Raw genomic sequence first — 18,354 nt, 5'->3', positions numbered from 1 at the left:
AGTCACAATTTAGACATAAACTTTGGTAAACTAACAATTGACGTAGGTCGGCGTTCGCGTCGGCCTACATAAATGTACTTAGGGGGATTCATTATGTTGACACAAAACGAAAAAATCACAGTTGAAAACGGTGTATTAAACGTACCGAACGTACCGACGATTCCATTTATCATCGGTGACGGCACAGGACCAGACATCTGGAACGCATCGGTGCGCGTCTTTGATGCGGCTGTCGAAAAAGCATACGGTGGCGAGAAGAAAATCGAATGGATGGAAGTGTACGCTGGGGAGAAGGCCTTCAACCAAAAAGGCGAATGGCTTCCAAACGAGACACTCGATCAAATCCGTGAATATTTGATTGCCATCAAAGGTCCATTGACGACACCGGTCGGCGGCGGAATCCGTTCACTCAACGTAGCACTCCGTCAAGAACTTGACTTGTACACGTGCTTGCGTCCGGTCCGTTACTTCACAGGCGTCCCATCACCGGTCAAGCGCCCAGAAGATACAGACATGGTCATTTTCCGTGAGAACACAGAAGATATCTACGCTGGGATTGAGTACGCGTCAGGCAGCGACGAAGTGAAAAAATTGATCTCATTCTTAAAAGAAGAGATGAACGTCAACAAAATCCGTTTCCCAGAAACGTCTGGAATCGGCATCAAACCGATCTCGTCTGAAGGAACAAAACGCCTTGTTCGCGCGGCTCTCGAGTACGCGATCGCGAACAACCGTAAATCGCTCACGCTCGTCCATAAAGGGAACATCATGAAGTTCACAGAAGGCGCCTTCAAAAACTGGGGCTATGAGCTCGCAGAAGAAGAATATGGCGACAAAGTCTTCACATGGGCTCAGTACGACCGCATCAAAGAAGAGTCAGGCGAAGCGGCTGCAAACGAAGCTCAATCGAAAGCAGAAGCGGAAGGCAAAATCATCGTAAAAGATTCGATCGCCGATATCTTCTTGCAACAGATTTTGACACGTCCACGTGAATTCGATGTCGTGGCAACGATGAACTTGAACGGGGACTACATCTCGGATGCACTCGCTGCCCAAGTCGGCGGAATCGGGATCGCGCCAGGAGCGAACATCAACTACGTGACGGGCCATGCGATCTTTGAAGCGACACACGGTACGGCACCGAAATATGCCGGCCTCGACAAGGTCAACCCGTCATCGGTCATCTTGTCAGGTGAGATGATGCTTCGTCATATGAACTGGAACGAAGCAGCTGACCTCATCATCAACTCGATGGAGAAGACAATCGCCTCGAAAGTCGTCACATACGATTTCGCCCGCCTTATGGACGGCGCGACAGAAGTGAAGTGTTCAGAGTTTGCAGATGAACTAATCAAAAACATGTAATTCATCAGTTAAACCAAGGGGGAGAGCACAATGATTCGTCGCAATAAAATTTCGGTGATCGGTAGCGGATTCACGGGAGCCACGACTGCACTTTATCTGGCTCAAAAAGAGCTCGGTAACGTCGTCCTGCTCGATATCAAAGAAAACGAGAACCCGACGAAAGGAAAAGCGCTCGATATGCAAGAGACGGCGCCGATTCAAGGGTTTGACTCGTGGATCACGGGGACGTCGGATTACGCCGACACGGCGGATTCGGATATCGTCGTTATCACGGCCGGGATTGCCCGGAAACCTGGCATGAGCCGGGACGACCTCGTCTCGACGAACGCCAAAGTGATGCGGGCCGTCACGAAAGAAGTGGCCCGCTATTCACCCGATGCGATTTTAATCGTCTTGACGAACCCGGTCGATGCGATGACATATGCCGCCTTCAAAGAGTCAGGCTTCCCGAAAGAGCGCGTGATCGGTCAATCCGGTGTGCTCGATACGGCCCGGTTCCGGACGTTCGTCGCTGCGGAGTTGAATATCTCCGTGAAGGACGTCTCTGGATTCGTGCTCGGCGGGCACGGGGATGACATGGTCCCGCTCATTCGTTACTCGTACGCGGGAGGCATCCCACTCGAGAAGCTATTGCCGAGCGACCGAATCGATGCGATCGTCAATCGGACCCGTAAAGGTGGCGGCGAAATCGTCCAGCTACTCGGGAACGGATCGGCCTACTATGCGCCGGCAGCGGCCATCGTCGAGATGGTCGAAGCGATCTTGAAAGATCAACGACGTATTTTACCGGCCATCGCGTATCTCGACGGTGAGTACGGCTTCCACGACTTGTATCTCGGTGTCCCGACGATACTTGGCGCGAACGGGATTGAACGTGTGCTCGAACTTGAATTGACGGAAGAGGAGACGGCCGCGCTTGAGCGCTCGGCTGAATCGGTCCGCTCCGTCTTGAACGTCCTTAACTGATTCGTCACCTCGTCTGCTGAGCAGGCGAGGTTTTTTGTACGCTTGGTTTTTGAGGGTCGCGTGCTACACTGAAAGAAGAACGTGGATTTGTTTTGTTTTTGTAAAGATTTGCTTTGATGTTGGTCGGACGTGGCATTGATTTGTAAAATAGGTAGTGTACGTGACAGAACAGATAGATTAGAGGAGGAACTAAGCGTGGCCGAAAAAGTGATTGTTGTCGATGACGAGGTGTCGATTGCGACGTTATTGAAATTTAATTTGGAGCAAGCCGGTTTTGAGGTTGAGACGGCCCATGATGGGAAGACCGGTCTCGAACTCGCCGAGAAGCAGGATGCGGTATTGATCGTCCTCGATTTGATGTTGCCCGAGATGGATGGTCTCGAAGTTTGTAAGCGACTCCGCCAACAGAAAGTGAACACGCCGATCCTGATGTTGACGGCAAAAGACGATGAGTTCGATAAAGTGCTCGGACTCGAACTAGGGGCAGATGATTATTTGACGAAACCGTTCAGTCCGCGTGAAGTTGTGGCCCGGGTCAAAGCGATCTTACGGCGTTCGGCTCCACAAGAGGTGCCGGCGGTGGACGCGGACGTCATTGAAATCGGTGACGTGAAAATTATCGCTTCGAACTATGAAGTGTTCAAAAACGGGGAGCGGCTTGAGTTGACCCCAAAAGAGTTCGAACTGTTGGCCTATCTTGCTAAAAACAAAGGCCGTGTCTTGACGCGTGATCAACTCTTATCGGCTATTTGGAATTACGATTTCGTCGGCGATACGCGCATCGTCGATGTCCATATTAGCCACCTTCGGGAAAAGATTGAACCGGTGACGAAAAAACCGACATATATCAAAACGATTCGCGGTCTCGGCTATAAGATGGAAGAGCCGATGCCCGAATGAAGACGTACCGCTCGCGTTTTTTGACGACGCTCATCCTGCTCGTGACGGGCGTCTTGTTGACCCTCGGGATCGTGCTTGGTCAATTGTTCAAAGACTTCTATTTGGACTCCGAACGCGATCGTTTGAAAGAGGACACGGAGCTCGCCGCCTTATATTTAGAAGGGGGCGACCTCGAGGCGATTCAAGACTATGTCCGGCAAATCGATGACGAGAGCAGTTTCGACATTCTGCTCCTCAATCGCCGAATGGAAGTGATTGCCGGGACACCGTTTCGGGTCGGTTCGTTCGATTTTCGGATGGACGCTGCTTCAATCCCAGACGACGGGACGTTTGGGAACGAGACGCGCGATGATTTGATTCAGTTCACAAAACCGATCGAACTCTCCTCGGGTGATACGGTGTATCTCAGTTTCATCCGCTACGTCTCCGATCTAGAAGGGGTATATGACCGGATTTGGCTGACGATTGCCTTGGCCTTGATTTTCTCATTCTTCTTGATTTTGTTCGTGTTGCATAATTTGACGAATCAGTTTATCCGACCAATCGATGAGGCGACAATCGTGTTACGTGAACTTGCCGACGGAAACTATCGGGCCCGTGTGTACGAATTGCGCAATGATGAAGAAACGGGCAGTCTGGCCGGGTCGATCAACGTTCTCGCCCGTAACTTGGAGACGATCTCACTTGGTGAATCCGTGCAACGGGCAAGGCTCGAGTCACTCATCGAATACATGGGGGCAGGGTTGCTTTTGGTCGACGAACGTGGCATCGTGACGCTCGTCAACCGCTCATATCGTGACATGTTCCAATACGACGACTTGATGATTGGTCAATTTTATCACGGCATTTTACCGAGTCCGGATGTCGAGACGTTGATCGAGGACGTCTATTTGACCGAAGAGCCCCACCGCCGTCAATTGTCGATTCGAACTGGATTCAACCAAAAGACGTATATGGTGTCGGCCGCACCAATCTTCAGTGATACAGGCATGTTGCGCGGGACGACGCTCCTGTTTAACGATATTTCTGAATTGAAACGACTCGAGAAGATGCGGAAAGATTTCGTCGCGAACGTCAGCCATGAGTTGAAGACGCCGCTCACATCGATCCGAGGTTTCAGTGAGACACTCCTTGACGGGGCAAAAGAAGTGCCCGAGTTGCGCGATCAATTTTTGGATATCATTCAAAAAGAAGCGACGCGCATGCAGATGCTCGTTGAGGACTTACTCGAGCTGTCACGGCTTGAACGTGAAGATTTCCATTTGGACTTCACCCCGGTCCAGCTCAATCAGCTCGTTGAGGAAGTGTGTCTCGTGTTGAGCCAGAAAGCGGAGCAGAAGTCGATTCATTTGGAGTCGCGCCACGACGGGGAAGTCGTCTTGCAGGCAGACATGAACCGAATCAAGCAAGTCATCTTGAACCTTGTCGCCAACGCCATCAACTACTCGCCGGAAGGCAGCCGTGTCGAAATCGCGGTCGAAAAGAGAACGGACGGATCATATTTGATTGTCAAAGACAACGGGATTGGCATCGCGCCGAAAGAAGTGAGCCGAATCTTCGAACGATTCTACCGGGTCGATAAAGCGCGAAGCCGGAACTCCGGAGGGACAGGTCTCGGCCTTGCCATCGTTAAACATATCATCGATCTTCATCACGCGACGATTCACGTGGATAGTGTTGAAGGCGTCGGGACAACGTTCACAATCAAATTCCCAATCGCTTAACATGGAATTTATGTCGGGTTCATACCGGCTTTACAAAGCGATGCTACTCTATAGATGAGACCTCTTCATCATCTCGTGTCCCGGCCGGTGCTCATCTCCACTCGGTCAGGAAGATTGACCCTTTTCTAGCTACTAGAAAAGGGTCTTTTTTTTCGAACGCATGTGCCCGTATGATATGATGGAATCAGATAGAATGGAGGTTGACCAATGAATAAACTACTACTTCTTGATGGAAACTCACTCACATATCGTGCGTTTTTCGCGCTGCCTCCGATGACGGATGCGAGCGGTCGAAATACGAACGCCGTGTACGGGTTCACCATGATGTTGTTAAAACTGATGGAAGACGAGCAACCGACGCATTTCGCGGTCGCATTTGATGCGTCGAAGAAGACATTCCGGCACGACACGTATGCTGACTATAAGGGGGGACGGCAGAAGACCCCGGGGGAACTCCGCGAGCAATTCCCGATTGTCCGCGAGATTTGTGAGGCGTTCGGGATCAAAGTGCTCGAACTCGACCAGTACGAGGCCGACGATATTATCGGGACGCTCTCAAAAAATGAGGCGTTCGATCAAGTGACGGTCGTCACTGGGGATAAAGATTTACTGCAACTGATTGACGATCGCGTCACCGTCTATTTGACGAAGCGTGGGATCACCGATGTGGAGACGATGGACGCGGCGGCGTTCAAAGAGCGCTATGACGGTCTCACCCCGCTCCAAATGATCGATTTGAAAGGCTTAATGGGGGATAAGTCCGATAATATCCCCGGAATCCCGGGGGTTGGTGAGAAGACGGCGCTTAAACTGCTCACGGCTTACGGATCTGTCGAAGGACTATATGAACATACGCATGAATTAAAAGGGAAACAAAAAGAGAAAGTCGAGGCGAACGAGCGGGAAGCACTCATGTCGAAACAATTGGCGACAATCTATACGGACGTCCCGATCGATATTAGCACGGACGACCTTACGTTCCATCCGTATGACGCTGGAAAAGTGAAGCCGTTGTTCATGAGCCTTCAGTTCAAATCGCTTCTGAGCAAACTGAACCTTGAAGCGTCGAGCGAGGAAGCGGTCGAAGCGCGTGAGGTGAATCATATCGCGATCGACGAGCAAGATTTGACAGAAGCGGTCCTCATCCTCGAGCAACTCCGTGACGACTATTTCGAAGAACCGGTCATCGGTGTGGCCATCGCCTCGAAAGCCGGCGTGACGGTCGGCGATGTGTCGCTTTTAGACGTCCCGGCAGTACGAGACTGGTTGGCCGACGAGAACCGAGCCACGATTTGTCTCGATGCGAAACAGACGATCGTCCAATTGAAGCGACATGGTGTGACGCTCCGAGGCTATGACGATTTGCTCGTCGCCGGATATTTGCTGAACCTGTCGGGCGGGACGACACTCGATTCGATTGCCGCTCATTTCGATTACACGTTACCGGAAGACGAGGCGGTTTATGGTAAGGGTGCGAAGCTGCACGTCCCGGAACAGGACGTGCTCGAGCAACATCTCGGCGAGAAGGCGATGGCGATCTTGACGCTGTTCGTAAACGTCGGCAAAGAACTCGACCAAAACGAACAGACGTCGCTGTATGAAGATTTGGAACGTCCGCTCGCCTCGGTGCTTGCAGAGATGGAGTGGGCCGGGATTCACGTCGACGTGGCGACGCTGAAAGTGATGGAAGACGATTTGCGGGAACGGTTGCTTCAACTCGAGGCGGAGATTCACAGTCTCGCCGGTGAGGCGTTCAATATCAACTCGCCGAAACAGCTCGGCGTCATCCTATTCGAGAAGTTGGCGTTGCCACCGGTCAAAAAGACGAAGACCGGTTACTCGACGGCAGCGGACGTGCTCGAGAAACTCGCGCCGCTCCATCCGATCGTCGAACATATTATGCATTTCCGTGAGCTCGGCAAGTTGCAATCGACATATGTCGAAGGCTTGCAAAAAGTCATCAAAGACGACGGGAAGATCCATACCCGCTATACGCAGACGTTGACGCAGACCGGACGGTTGTCCTCGGTCAACCCGAACTTACAGAACATCCCGATCCGCCTGGAAGAAGGGCGGCGCATTCGCAAGGCGTTCACCGCGAGTGAGGCCGACTGGATGCTGTATGCGGTCGACTATTCGCAAATCGAGCTTCGGATCATGGCCCACATGTCGCAAGATGAGAAGATGCTCGAGGCGTTCCTCCATGATGAGGATATCCATACGTCGACGGCTGCCAACGTGTTCCGAGTCGCCAAAGAAGAAGTGACATCGCTCATGCGTCGCCAAGCCAAAGCCGTCAACTTCGGCATCATTTACGGCATTAGCGACTATGGGCTGTCGCAAAACCTCGGCATTAGCCGAAAAGAAGCACAGACGTTCATCGATACGTATTTCGAGCAGTTCCCAGGTGTGAAACGGTTCATGGATGCCGCGATCGAACGGGCGCGGGAACACGGTTATGTTGAGACGATGCTGAAGCGTCGCCGCAATATCCCGGACATCCATTCCCGCAACTTCAACTTGCGCGGTTTCGCGGAACGTACAGCGATCAACACGCCGATTCAAGGGACGGCCGCCGATATTATCAAAAAAGCGATGATTGATGTCGACGTGGCACTCCGTGAGTCAGGACTTCAGTCGAAATTATTGCTTCAAGTCCACGATGAACTTATCTTTGAAGGACCTAAAGCAGAAATGGACTCGCTCGAGACGATCGTTAAACAAGCGATGGAACACACGGTCACCTTGGACGTGCCGCTCCGCGCGGACGGTTCGTTCGGTGAGACATGGTTCGACACGAAATAAAGACGAGAAAGGAAATCGATATGCCAGAATTACCAGAAGTGGAGACAGTCTGTCGCCGATTGCGGCCATTCGTCTCGGGAAAAACAATTGCAAATGTCGAGGTGCTCGACGCAAAAATCATTCGAGGTCACGAACCGGAGATTTGGAAACAACAGTTGCTCGACGAGACGATTCAAGACGTCGAGCGACGCGGCAAGTTCATTTTGTTCAAATTGACGAACGGCTATCTCGTTTCGCATCTGCGAATGGAAGGGAAATTCTTCCCGCATGACGAAATGGTCAGTCCGGTCAAGCATACGCATGTCGTCTTCACCTTCACGGACGGGACGACGCTTCATTATAACGATGTCAGGAAGTTCGGGACGATGGAGTTGAAGACGAATGAAGAGTTGTTTGTGACACCGCCATTGTCGCTGCTCGCCCTCGAACCGTTCGATCCTGAAGTGACAGCGGAGACGCTTCACAGCCGTCTGAAGCGGATGAACGTTCGTGCGATCAAGACGGCGCTGCTCGATCAATCGATTTTCGTCGGGCTCGGCAATATTTATGTCGATGAGACGTTATATCGGGCCGGTGTCCATCCGACCCGTCCGGCAGCGACACTCTCGCTTGACGAGGTCCGTCGGGTGCATCAAGAGGCTGTGGCCGTATTGACGGAAGCGATTGAACGAGGCGGAAGCACGATTCGGAGCTATACGAATCCGGATGGGGCGAGCGGGACGTATCAAGAGACACTGTATGTATATGGACAGACCGGGGAGCCATGTAAGCGATGCGGCCAACCGATTGAAAAGATGAAATTAGGCGGACGGGGCACCCATTACTGTCCGCACTGCCAACAGTAAGAGGTGGACATGATGTTGAAGATTGGTTTGACAGGTGGAATTGCGACAGGAAAGTCGACCGTATCCAGACTGTTTCGAAAGCAGGGCATCCCGATCATCGACGCCGACAAGATGGCACGGATCGTCATCGAGCCAGGCGGCAAAGCGTTCGCGGGCGTCCGCGAGGCGTTCCCGCAATGTTTCACGGGCGACGAGTTGAACCGCCAGGCGCTCGGACGAGAAATCTTTCATGATGATGCCAAACGTCAGTTGCTGAATCAGCTCATGCATCCGGCCATCCGAGAAGAGATGCTCGAGGAGATGCGCGGATACGAGGCTGCAGGGGAGACGGTCGTCATATTCGATATCCCGCTCTTGTTCGAGGGAACGATGCGGGACCTCGTCGATTATACGGTCGTCGTCTATTGCCGTGAAGAGATTCAACTGATGCGTCTCATGGAGCGCAACGGGTTGACGAAAGAAGAAGCGCTCGCTCGGATCCATGCGCAAATGCCGATCGAAGAGAAGAAACAACAGGCTGATTTTTTAATCAACAACAACGGTGCGTTAGGCGACTTGTCGGCCCAAGTGGTCCGCCTCGTCGAACAATTTGAAGACATGAAAAAAGAAGGCGACTGACGACGCCTTCTTTTTTTGTTCAGTTGAGTGGGTCTGAGTCAGGCTTCCCTTTTTTCCACGTGTCGAAGATGGCGCGTCCGTCGCTCGGATGGCCGTTCGAATAGTAAATCGGATAGAGTGAGAAGAAGACATAATAGAACGAGAAGTATGCGAACTGGTACGTGTAAATTGTCGGCTCGATCTCTCGCGTCAAGATGAAGGCGTTCACAATCAAAATACTCGATAAGTTAAAAATTGAACCGCCCGCGTAGACGAGACTCCGCGTCAGGCGATTGCTGTACTTCAAGTCACTGAATTGGCACCAGGCGTCATAAAAATAAACGCGGTTAAATTGAAGGCGTCCGATTTTAAACAATTTTTTCCCGGTCCCAATCTCCATGTCGAGCGAACCCCCAAATAGTTTCGCGAAGAAGAAATGACCGAATTGATGGATAATCGTCACAATCGGTAAGATGATGAAAAATGAGATGACAAATTTATCTAGGTCTGTCCAATCAAACATATAGTCTTAGCTCCTTTCCAAGCTCTACACCAAATTTCCCTCTTTTTCAAATCTGAAACTGTAAAAAAGTGAAAAAAATGTGACGATTCATAGTGAAAACGCTTCCAATTTTCCGTTATAATGGTGTCGTAACGCAGAAAAAAGGGGGATTCAGAATGGGGACGAAAGTTGCAATCAATGGATTTGGTCGAATCGGCAGAATGGTATTTCGGAAGTTGATGCTCGAAGGGCGTCACGACGTGGTCGCCATCAATGCGAGTTATCCGGCGGAAACGCTCGCGCACTTGATCAAACACGACACGGTCCACGGACCGTTCACACTGACGGTCCGAGCGCATGGGGATGCGCTCGAAGTCGATGGGAAACGCATCATGCTCGTATCCGAGCGAGACCCGGAGCGATTGCCGTGGGCTGAACTCGGTGTCGAGATCGTCATCGAGGCGACGGGGAAATTCAATTCTGATGTCGGGGCGAAAAAACATTTGACGGCCGGTGCGAAAAAAGTCATTTTGACGGCACCAGGAAAAGGCGAGTTGCGGACGATTGTCATGGGGGTGAACGATCGGGATTATTTACCGGAGCACGATCACGTCATTTCGAACGCCTCGTGTACGACGAACTGTCTCGGCCCGGTCGTCAAAGTATTGGATTCGACGTTCGGGATTGAAACGGGGCTCGTGACGACGGTGCATGCCTATACGAACGATCAAAACAATATCGACAATCCGCATAAAGATTTGCGTCGTGCCCGTGCTTGTGGCAGTTCCATTATACCGACTTCGACTGGTGCTGCGAAAGCCATCGGGCTCGTCTTGCCGGAACTTCAGGGCAAATTGAACGGGATGGCGCTACGAGTGCCGACGCCGAACGTCTCGCTCGTCGATCTCGTCGTCGAGTTGCGTCGAGATGTGACGGTCGACGAAGTGAATCAGGCGTTCGAGCGTGCTGCACACGGGGAAATGACAGGCGTGCTCGGCGTCTCGAACGAACCGCTCGTCTCGATCGACTTCAATGGAGATGAGCGTTCGTCAATCATCGATGCCGATTCGACGATGGTGCTCGGGGGCAATCATGTCAAAGTGCTCGCTTGGTACGACAACGAATGGGGCTATTCGTGCCGCGTCGTCGACTTGTTGGACATGGTCGCGAGCTACCTGCAAATCGGACAACAAGAAACCCACGTCTGAAAAAATATATTTATCTAAAAATATTTTTAAAGAATTGAAACAAATGTCTTGTAACGACGTCCTAAACAAGATACACTCTAACTCGTGAACTTCAATTGGTCTGACAAACGCAACTTAAAGGGTTAGGACCTCTTAGGACTAACTTGCCCCCGTGGTTGTGGGCGATTCAGGCACAAAGTGAGTGATCATCAACTACTTTGAGACCATTGATGTAAAGGGGGATCCACTAATATGGATACTATGGGACGTCACATTATTACAGAACTTTGGGAGTGCAATCCCGACAAATTAAACGATATCGACTACATCGAGCGCTTATTCGTCGATGCAGCACTTCGTTCGGGCGCTGAAGTCCGCGAAGTCGCTTTCCACAAATTTGCGCCGCACGGTGTAAGTGGAGTCGTTATCATTTCAGAATCACACTTAACGATTCATAGTTTCCCAGAGCATGGCTACGCATCAGTCGATGTGTTCACATGTGGGGATCGAATCGATCCAGCTACAGCCTCGCAATACATTGCAGAAGGCTTGGAAGCAAAAGTTCGTGAAGATGTGAAACTTGACCGTGGGATGGGACCGATTCGTGTTCCTGAAGCGCAAGTGGCAATCAGCAAATAATCAGATTGACCTTATGAGGCTGGCCGATTTTCGGTCAGCCCTTTTAATTGTTTTGTTAACCGCTTAATTTTGATATGCTTAACCTATATAAATAAGGTGTCGAGGTGGATAATGGGATTATTTGATAAGTTTCAAACACATGTCCAAACGGACGATTCGCATAAAAATGAGGCGTTACGGACGCGTTACGTGGCGGCATCGCCAAGCGCCGTGCTCACATGGCTCCGCGAACGGATTCAAGCAGAAGGTCAAACGGTTCGCCGGGTCGATGCAGACCGGGGCGAAGTGGCGTTTCATGGAGACGGATGGGACGCATTGGCGACCATCGTCCAAGTGGACGGCGGACGCACGGCCGTCGATTTTACATTGAACCGTGACCAGATGCTCGGACCGGACCTCGGTCAAATCGTCACCACATATTATGAGGCGCTATCCGTGAAGTTCCCGCTCCGCGCCATCGGGAATCAATCTGTCGAACGATAAGGAGGGCTGAGCATGCGTTGTCCTAAATGCGATCATAATGGAACGAGAGTGCTCGACTCCCGGCCAGTACAAGATTTCTATTCGATTCGTCGCCGTCGCGAATGCGAGGAGTGCGGCTATCGCTTTACCACGTTTGAAACGGTCGAACAGACACCGCTCATCATCGTCAAAAAAGACGGGAATCGGGAAGAGTTCAGCCGTGAGAAAGTGCTTCGCGGGATTATTCGGGCGTGCGAGAAACGTCCGGTCACGCTGGAGCAACTTGAAGGTGTGGTCACGAAAGTCGAACAACAGTTACGCGCCCTCGGCCAGTCCGAGATTCCGAGTGAACAGGTTGGGGAGCTCGTCATGAACGAGCTCGCGCGGGTCGACGAAGTGGCATACGTCCGCTTCGCGTCCGTCTATCGCCAGTTCAAAGATATCTCTGTGTTCTTTAAAGAACTAGAAGATTTAATGAAGCAAGAAAAATCGACCAACTAAACGGGCGGCCTGCTGGTCGCCTTTTTTCAAGGGAGACCTACCATGGAAAAAGAACGAATCCTGTACGGAACTGACGAACTGTTGATCATGAGCACCGGACTCATCGATCGCGAGTCGTATCAGTCGCTGTACCATTTATATCAGCCGGTCATCGGAGTGAAGGCGCTCGCGATGTATCAGACGCTTTGGAGCGAGCTGAAGCCCGGGAAAATGAAATCGAACTATATGTCACATAGCGCGCTTTGTGAGATGCTCGATTACTCGATCAACGAGCTGACAGACTGTCTGTTCCGGCTCGAAGCGATCGGTCTCGTCCGGACGTATAAGACGAAAGACGAGCGCTTGACCCAGTACGTGTATCAACTGCGGGTCCCGCTCGCGCCCCATACGTTCTTGAACGACGGGCTCTTGTCGAGCTTTCTTTTCTATAAAGTCGGAGAAGTCCGCTTCAAACAGTTACAAGGTCGATTCACGATTGATCCGTTGCCGGCCGGAATCATTGAAGTGACGAAAGACTTTAATGAAGTGTTCGACGTCAAAGGGGTCAATCATATGGCGTTCACACAAAAGAACTACGAGAAACCTGACCGCGCCAAAATCGAGATCAACTATACGTTCGATATGGAAATCGTCAAAAAGTTGACGAACTTTCCCGTCGGCTTCTTCACGAAGAAGCTCGATGAGACGATCACGAAGCTTGCCTACGTTTCACAAATCGATGAAGAGACGATGGCCGAGATGTTGAAGGAGTACTTCGTCCACGAGGCGTATCTACCGCTCAGCGAGCAAGAGAAACGCGACGGCTGCCGTCAGATGGTGTTGCAGTTGAAGAAAAAACAGACGCGCCATCGGAAAGTGAAGTCGGATGAGACGGAGAAGGCAGAAATCGGTGATTTGCATGACGTGACTGTCATGGAAGAAGCGCATCCGCATCAGTACGTGTCGACGTTACGGAAGACGCCACAGTTGTCGAAGAGCGACGAGCAACTCATCATCGACCTCGTCGATACGCTCGGACTCGCGCCAAGTGTCATCAACGCGTTGTTCTATTACTGTATCGAAGTGAAGAAGCAGACTAGGCTCAGTGAGAACTACGTCATGCGGATCGCGACGAGTTGGAAGACGGCAGGCTATTTGAACGCCAAAGACGCGTTGGAACAAGAAGCGACACAAGACGCGCTCATCGAGAAGAAACAGCAGAAGCGGGAGAACGTGCAACAGCGGACGACCGTCGGCTCGAGACGCAAAGACAAGACCGAGATGCCAAAATGGCTCGAGGACGAGGCGAAAGAACAACGGACGTACGATCAAAAACGAAAACAAGAGCTCGAGGCATCGGTTCCAGACGATGCGGAACTCGTCAAGCTGTTAAATGAATTGAAAGAGAAAGGATGAGGGACATGGAACGCATCAATCAAACGCTCGCCCAAATGATGAACCGGAAAGAAGTGCGGGAAGCGTACGAATCGATTCGCCGGCGCACCCTCGAACATCCAGAAGTCGTCGCCTTTTTAAAGGCGCATCCGGAGTTAGACGAGACGGCGGTCGAGGTCGGCTTTACGAAGCTCAGTGAATATGCAGAACAGATGGACGGCAAGAAGCTCGTCGAGGAGCAAGCCGTCATCCCGGGCCATCAGCCGGTGCTCTATGTCGATCTCGGTCAAATCGCGATCCGTTATGAAGAGACGGTCAAGCATCGTCAAGCACGGCGCCAAAAAGAGATGGACCGGAAGTTTAAGAGCTTATTCTTGCCGGAAGAAGTGCGAGAGGCGAGCTTTGAATCGTTCGACTGGTCGGATGACGCCCGTAAAATCGCACTCCGTGAATCGATGCGATTCGTCTCGGGCATGAAGACCCGCCAAAAAGTGAACGGCCTGTACTTACACGGCAGCTTCGGGGTCGGGAAGACGTATTTGCTTGCGGCGATCGCCAACGAACTGAAAGTGGCGGACATCGAGACGATTCTCGTCCACGCCCCGGGATTCGTCTCGGAAGCGAAACGAAAGATCCGGACCGATTCGTTCGACTCATTTTTGACGTCGTTCCAACACGTGCCGGTGTTATTGATCGATGACATCGGTGCCGAGGCGATCAGTCCGTGGGTACGCGACGAGCTGTTCGGGATCATCTTGCAATATCGCATGATGCATCGCTTACCGACGCTTTACAGTTCGAACTTCAGCGGTGAAGAGCTCGAGACGCACTTCTCGATCGACGGTTCGCCGCAGAACAAAATGAAAGCCCAGCGGCTCATGCAGCGCATCTCGACGACGACGACACAAATCGAATTAAAAGGTGAGAACCGACGTCGGTAAAGGGATTGTATTTCTTGAACGAGTTGACTATACTAATAATCATATAACCGATGCATCGAAGAGGACATGAGACGTCGTCACGGGTTTCAAAGCGAGGGAAGACTGGTGAGAGCTTCCTAAACACGCCGATCGCCTTACTCCCTCAGAGCACCGTACGGGCCAATCGTGCGGCGATTCACACTCGTTATCGTGTGTTCGAGCCAAGCGTTACGCTTGGGAACGAGGGTGGTACCACGAGAATCAAAGCTCGTCCCTTTCATAGGGATGGGCTTTTTTTATTTATTTTTAAATGTAGAGAGGGGAAGTTGACACATGATTCAATTGACATTTCCAGATGGGGCCGTCAAAGAGTTTGAGGCCGGCATCACAGCAGAAGAAGTAGCAGGTTCGATTAGTCCAGGACTCCGAAAAAAAGCAATCGCCGCCAAAATCGATGGTGAGATGATCGATTACCGTCGTCCGATTGAACAGGACGGTAAAATCGAGCTCGTCATGCCCGACTCAGAAGACGGCATCGATTTGATGCGCCACTCGTCAGCCCACTTGATGGCCCAAGCCATCAAACGGTTGTACGGCGAAGAAGGCAGCATCTACCTCGGCATCGGACCGACGATCGAGAACGGTTTCTATTATGATATCGAGATGGATCGCCGCATCAACGAAGAAGATCTCCCGGAAATCGAGAAGATGATGAAGCGGATCGTCGACGAGAACTTGGACATCACACGTGAAGTCGTGTCGCGCGACGAGGCGCTCGAACGCTACAAGGCGCTCGGAGACCCGCTCAAAATCGAATTGATTGAAGATATCCCGTCGAGCGAGACGCTCACGATTTACCATCAAGGCGAATTTTTCGACTTATGCCGTGGGCCGCACGTCCCGTCGACATCGAAGTTGAAAGTGTTCAAGTTGATGAGCGTGGCCGGGGCATACTGGCGCGGCGACTCGGACAATAAGATGCTCCAACGCATTTACGGAACGGCGTTCGCGACGAAAGAACAACTCGCGGAACACTTGCGTCTATTGGAAGAAGCGAAAGAGCGCGACCATCGCAAGCTCGGGAAAGAGCTCGATCTCTTCTTCGTGTCGCAAGAAGTCGGTCAAGGCTTACCGATGTGGCTTCCGAAAGGTGCCTCGATCCGTCGGACGGTCGAACGTTATATCGTCGACAAAGAACTCGAGCTCGGTTACCAGCACGTCTACACACCGGTCCTCGGTTCGGTCGACTTGTATAAGACATCGGGTCACTGGGATCACTATCAAGACGATATGTTCCCGAAAATGGAGATGGACAACGAAGAACTCGTTCTTCGTCCGATGAACTGTCCGCACCACATGACGATTTATAAACATGAGCCGCGCTCATACCGCGAACTCCCGCTTCGCATCGCCGAGCTCGGCGGCATGCACCGTTACGAGATGTCAGGTGCGCTCACAGGCCTCCAACGCGTCCGTTACATGGTGTTGAACGACGGGCACACGTTCGTCACACCGGAACAGATGAAGCAAGAATTCAAAGATATCGTCCACTTGATTCAAGAAGTGTACGCTGACTTCGGCATCAAAGACTATCGTTTCCGCTTGTCGTACCGTGATCCGGCCGACAAAGAGAAATACTTCGACAACGACGCAATTTGGGAAACAGCCCAACGTCAATTGAAAGAGACGATGGATGAGCTCGGTCTCCCGTATTTCGAAGCCGAAGGCGAAGCGGCATTTTACGGACCGAAACTCGACGTCCAAGTCCGCACGGCGCTCGGCAAAGAAGAGACGTTGTCGACGGTCCAACTCGACTTCTTGCTCCCTGAGCGGTTCGACTTGACGTACACAGGACCAGACGGCAAAGATCATCGCCCGATCGTCCTTCACCGTGGGGTCGTCTCGACGATGGAACGTTTCGTCGCCTACTTGATTGAAGAATATAAAGGCGCATTCCCGACATGGCTCGCCCCGGTCCAAGTCAAATTGATCCCGGTCTCACACGTCCACGACGAATATGTCGCGGAAGTGAAAGCAGAGCTCGTTAAGCGCGGTGTCCGCGTCGAAACGGACCTTCGGGACGAGAAACTCGGCTATAAGATCCGGGAAGCACAGATGAAGAAAATTCCGATGACGCTCGTCCTCGGAGATAAAGAACGTGATGAGCGTGCAGTCAACATCCGTCGCTACGGACAACAAGAACAAGTATCGGCCACGCTCGATGAATTCTTGTCGTCACTTACAGCAGAGATCGCCAACCGTTCACGTTAATATGTCGACCATCCTTCATTGGAAGGGTGGTCATTTTTTCGGTCTTGAGACGGATGCGGAAGACTTCACCAAACACGTATGGTAGAAGAAAGGAGTGATTCATTTTGAATTATATGAAACCATTAGTGGCGTTGACGATCGGTTCGGTCGTCGCGACAAGCATGATTCCAAAAGTAAACGCAGAAGCCATCGTCGATGATACGATCGTCACACTCGGAGAGTCGTTATCGGCGAGCCAACGGGACTGGGTACTCGAACGGGTTGAGGCACCGGCGGGGATTGAGCCGATCATCACGACCGCAGCAGATGAAGATAAATACTTAGGGGATGCCGTCCCGCAAGCGCAGCGCGGCGGGGGGATGTATTCATCAGCCCGCATCAAATTGACCGACGGGACTGGGCTCGATATCAAAACGGAGAATGTCACATGGGTGACCGAAGATATGTATGCGAATGCTCTCGTGACGGCAGGCGTCACGGATGCCGATATTTATATCACGTCGCCGATTCGCGTCACCGGGACGTCGGCGTTGACGGGCATCATGAAAGCCTACGATCAGACGGCCGCGGAGACAGGCATTCAATTGAGCGAGGAACGGAAAGACTTGGCGCAAGAAGAGCTCGCGGTCACCTCTGAGATCGGGAAGACGGTCGGGCAAGAGGACGTGGCCGGACTCATGAACGAGATCAAAGCGGAAATTGCGAACAAGGCACCGGAGACGAACATCGAGATTCGGGATATCGTCATCCAAGTGTTGAATCAAAACAACGTCCAACTGTCTGATACGCAGTTGACGCAATTGACGACGTTGTTCGAGAACATGCAACAGGCGAACCTCGACTGGGGTGCGATCAGCAATGGGTTACAAGGGGCCGGTCAAGACGTTCAGGCGTTTCTCGAGACCGAGGAAGTCCAAGGCTTCTTCGCCCGCTTGTTCGAAGCGCTCAGCAACTTCTTCAAGTCGTTGACGAATTGAGCGGCTTTGAGTACATGACAAATGGTATTGAAAAAAGGGCCGAGGCCCTTTTTCAATACCATCGTTTATGAATGTAGTCGCGAGCGGACTCATGGTCGTCCACAATCTTCAACGTGATTCGATTCATTTCTTCTAAAAGGTCTGTCAATACCGCTTCGAGCTTGGCATCACTCACGTCATGGTGGCGCATCGTTTCTTGTACGATGTGTTTGATTTGGTCGTGATAATTATGGTCATCTTTCACTTGCTGTCTCCAAGACACGGCCCATCCCTCCTTTTTTTATTTTATTCCCTCGGAAAAGGTATTGCGAAACAGCGA

The 18,354-nt window shown here is 51.7% G+C and carries 17 protein-coding genes; 15 read left to right on the top strand and 2 right to left on the bottom strand.

Going from position 1 to position 18,354, the window contains the following annotated elements; translation table 11 throughout:
* The first annotated feature begins 96 nt into the window (after window positions 1-96).
* The 7 genes from icd (at window position 97) to coaE (ending at window position 9,223) form a co-directional block, all read left to right on the top strand.
* Complete coding sequence (gene icd, locus AC13H5_RS09810) at window positions 97-1,365, top strand: NADP-dependent isocitrate dehydrogenase (protein WP_034779982.1); 1,269 nt, start codon at window positions 97-99, stop codon at window positions 1,363-1,365.
* A 30-nt stretch (window positions 1,366-1,395) separates the two neighbouring features.
* Window positions 1,396-2,331 (top strand): malate dehydrogenase, encoded by a 936-nt coding sequence (gene mdh / locus AC13H5_RS09805; protein ID WP_483545663.1) that lies wholly within the window; start codon window positions 1,396-1,398, stop codon window positions 2,329-2,331.
* Between the two features lie 195 nt (window positions 2,332-2,526).
* Window positions 2,527-3,231 carry a response regulator transcription factor gene (locus AC13H5_RS09800; protein WP_034778217.1) on the top strand — a complete coding sequence of 235 codons (705 nt, stop codon included), beginning with the start codon at window positions 2,527-2,529 and terminating at the stop codon, window positions 3,229-3,231.
* Window positions 3,228-4,955 (top strand): two-component system histidine kinase PnpS, encoded by a 1,728-nt coding sequence (gene pnpS, locus AC13H5_RS09795; RefSeq protein WP_483545662.1) that lies wholly within the window; start codon window positions 3,228-3,230, stop codon window positions 4,953-4,955. The genes AC13H5_RS09800 and pnpS overlap by 4 nt, the downstream gene beginning before the upstream one ends.
* A 207-nt stretch (window positions 4,956-5,162) precedes the next feature.
* On the top strand, window positions 5,163-7,760 hold the full coding sequence (polA, locus tag AC13H5_RS09790; protein WP_483545661.1) for a DNA polymerase I: 2,598 nt from the start codon (window positions 5,163-5,165) through the stop codon (window positions 7,758-7,760).
* 20 nt (window positions 7,761-7,780) lie between these two features.
* Window positions 7,781-8,605, top strand: coding sequence for a DNA-formamidopyrimidine glycosylase (gene mutM, locus AC13H5_RS09785; protein ID WP_483545660.1), 825 nt, complete (start codon window positions 7,781-7,783; stop codon window positions 8,603-8,605).
* Window positions 8,606-8,617: 12 nt separating this feature from the next.
* Window positions 8,618-9,223, top strand: coding sequence for a dephospho-CoA kinase (gene coaE / locus AC13H5_RS09780; RefSeq protein ID WP_214823148.1), 606 nt, complete (start codon window positions 8,618-8,620; stop codon window positions 9,221-9,223).
* 19 nt (window positions 9,224-9,242) lie between these two features.
* Here the strand turns inward: coaE and AC13H5_RS09775 are convergent, their stop codons facing one another.
* Window positions 9,243-9,725, bottom strand: a complete 483-nt coding sequence (locus tag AC13H5_RS09775) for a site-2 protease family protein (RefSeq protein WP_034778208.1) — start codon at window positions 9,723-9,725, stop codon at window positions 9,243-9,245.
* Window positions 9,726-9,880: 155 nt separating this feature from the next.
* On the opposite strand from AC13H5_RS09775, the gene AC13H5_RS09770 reads away from it, so the two are divergent.
* The 8 genes from AC13H5_RS09770 (at window position 9,881) to AC13H5_RS09735 (ending at window position 18,035) form a co-directional block, all read left to right on the top strand.
* Window positions 9,881-10,912: a glyceraldehyde-3-phosphate dehydrogenase gene (locus AC13H5_RS09770; RefSeq protein ID WP_034778206.1), complete on the top strand. Its 1,032-nt coding sequence runs from the start codon at window positions 9,881-9,883 to the stop codon at window positions 10,910-10,912.
* 231 nt (window positions 10,913-11,143) lie between these two features.
* The gene (speD, locus tag AC13H5_RS09765; protein ID WP_029595188.1) at window positions 11,144-11,530 is read left to right on the top strand and encodes an adenosylmethionine decarboxylase; all 387 of its coding nucleotides are present in this window, start codon (window positions 11,144-11,146) and stop codon (window positions 11,528-11,530) included.
* Between the two features lie 111 nt (window positions 11,531-11,641).
* The gene (locus AC13H5_RS09760) at window positions 11,642-12,013 is read left to right on the top strand and encodes a hypothetical protein (RefSeq protein WP_034778204.1); all 372 of its coding nucleotides are present in this window, start codon (window positions 11,642-11,644) and stop codon (window positions 12,011-12,013) included.
* Between the two features lie 12 nt (window positions 12,014-12,025).
* Window positions 12,026-12,493, top strand: coding sequence for a transcriptional regulator NrdR (gene nrdR / locus AC13H5_RS09755; RefSeq protein ID WP_021065634.1), 468 nt, complete (start codon window positions 12,026-12,028; stop codon window positions 12,491-12,493).
* A 42-nt stretch (window positions 12,494-12,535) separates the two neighbouring features.
* Window positions 12,536-13,888 (top strand): DnaD domain protein, encoded by a 1,353-nt coding sequence (locus AC13H5_RS09750; RefSeq protein ID WP_034778203.1) that lies wholly within the window; start codon window positions 12,536-12,538, stop codon window positions 13,886-13,888.
* A gap of 5 nt (window positions 13,889-13,893) precedes the next feature.
* Window positions 13,894-14,808, top strand: coding sequence for a primosomal protein DnaI (gene dnaI / locus AC13H5_RS09745; RefSeq protein WP_021065636.1), 915 nt, complete (start codon window positions 13,894-13,896; stop codon window positions 14,806-14,808).
* Between the two features lie 312 nt (window positions 14,809-15,120).
* A complete protein-coding gene (thrS, locus tag AC13H5_RS09740; RefSeq protein ID WP_483545659.1) occupies window positions 15,121-17,058 on the top strand; it encodes a threonine--tRNA ligase in 1,938 nt (645 codons plus the stop codon).
* 113 nt (window positions 17,059-17,171) lie between these two features.
* Window positions 17,172-18,035: a DUF1002 domain-containing protein gene (locus AC13H5_RS09735; RefSeq protein ID WP_034779979.1), complete on the top strand. Its 864-nt coding sequence runs from the start codon at window positions 17,172-17,174 to the stop codon at window positions 18,033-18,035.
* Window positions 18,036-18,087: 52 nt separating this feature from the next.
* On the opposite strand, the gene AC13H5_RS09730 is transcribed toward AC13H5_RS09735, so the two are convergent.
* A complete protein-coding gene (locus AC13H5_RS09730) occupies window positions 18,088-18,297 on the bottom strand; it encodes a hypothetical protein (RefSeq protein ID WP_483545658.1) in 210 nt (69 codons plus the stop codon).
* Between the last annotated feature and the right edge of the window lie 57 nt (window positions 18,298-18,354).

The organism is Exiguobacterium sp. FD-YE-25-4 (assembly GCF_057004685.1).
The sequence above is the reverse complement of the archived record's forward strand: the minus strand, read 5'-3'. Positions and strand labels throughout refer to the sequence as shown.

Coding starts and splice junctions, on each gene's coding strand:
- mdh (WP_483545663.1), top strand. CDS start 1,396: ATGATTCGTCGCAATAAAATTTCGGTGATCGGTAGCGGATTCACGGGA.
- pnpS (WP_483545662.1), top strand. CDS start 3,228: ATGAAGACGTACCGCTCGCGTTTTTTGACGACGCTCATCCTGCTCGTG.
- polA (WP_483545661.1), top strand. CDS start 5,163: ATGAATAAACTACTACTTCTTGATGGAAACTCACTCACATATCGTGCG.
- mutM (WP_483545660.1), top strand. CDS start 7,781: ATGCCAGAATTACCAGAAGTGGAGACAGTCTGTCGCCGATTGCGGCCA.
- coaE (WP_214823148.1), top strand. CDS start 8,618: ATGTTGAAGATTGGTTTGACAGGTGGAATTGCGACAGGAAAGTCGACC.
- AC13H5_RS09775 (WP_034778208.1), bottom strand. CDS start 9,725: ATGTTTGATTGGACAGACCTAGATAAATTTGTCATCTCATTTTTCATC.
- AC13H5_RS09770 (WP_034778206.1), top strand. CDS start 9,881: ATGGGGACGAAAGTTGCAATCAATGGATTTGGTCGAATCGGCAGAATG.
- speD (WP_029595188.1), top strand. CDS start 11,144: ATGGATACTATGGGACGTCACATTATTACAGAACTTTGGGAGTGCAAT.
- AC13H5_RS09760 (WP_034778204.1), top strand. CDS start 11,642: ATGGGATTATTTGATAAGTTTCAAACACATGTCCAAACGGACGATTCG.
- nrdR (WP_021065634.1), top strand. CDS start 12,026: ATGCGTTGTCCTAAATGCGATCATAATGGAACGAGAGTGCTCGACTCC.
- AC13H5_RS09750 (WP_034778203.1), top strand. CDS start 12,536: ATGGAAAAAGAACGAATCCTGTACGGAACTGACGAACTGTTGATCATG.
- dnaI (WP_021065636.1), top strand. CDS start 13,894: ATGGAACGCATCAATCAAACGCTCGCCCAAATGATGAACCGGAAAGAA.
- thrS (WP_483545659.1), top strand. CDS start 15,121: ATGATTCAATTGACATTTCCAGATGGGGCCGTCAAAGAGTTTGAGGCC.
- AC13H5_RS09735 (WP_034779979.1), top strand. CDS start 17,172: ATGAAACCATTAGTGGCGTTGACGATCGGTTCGGTCGTCGCGACAAGC.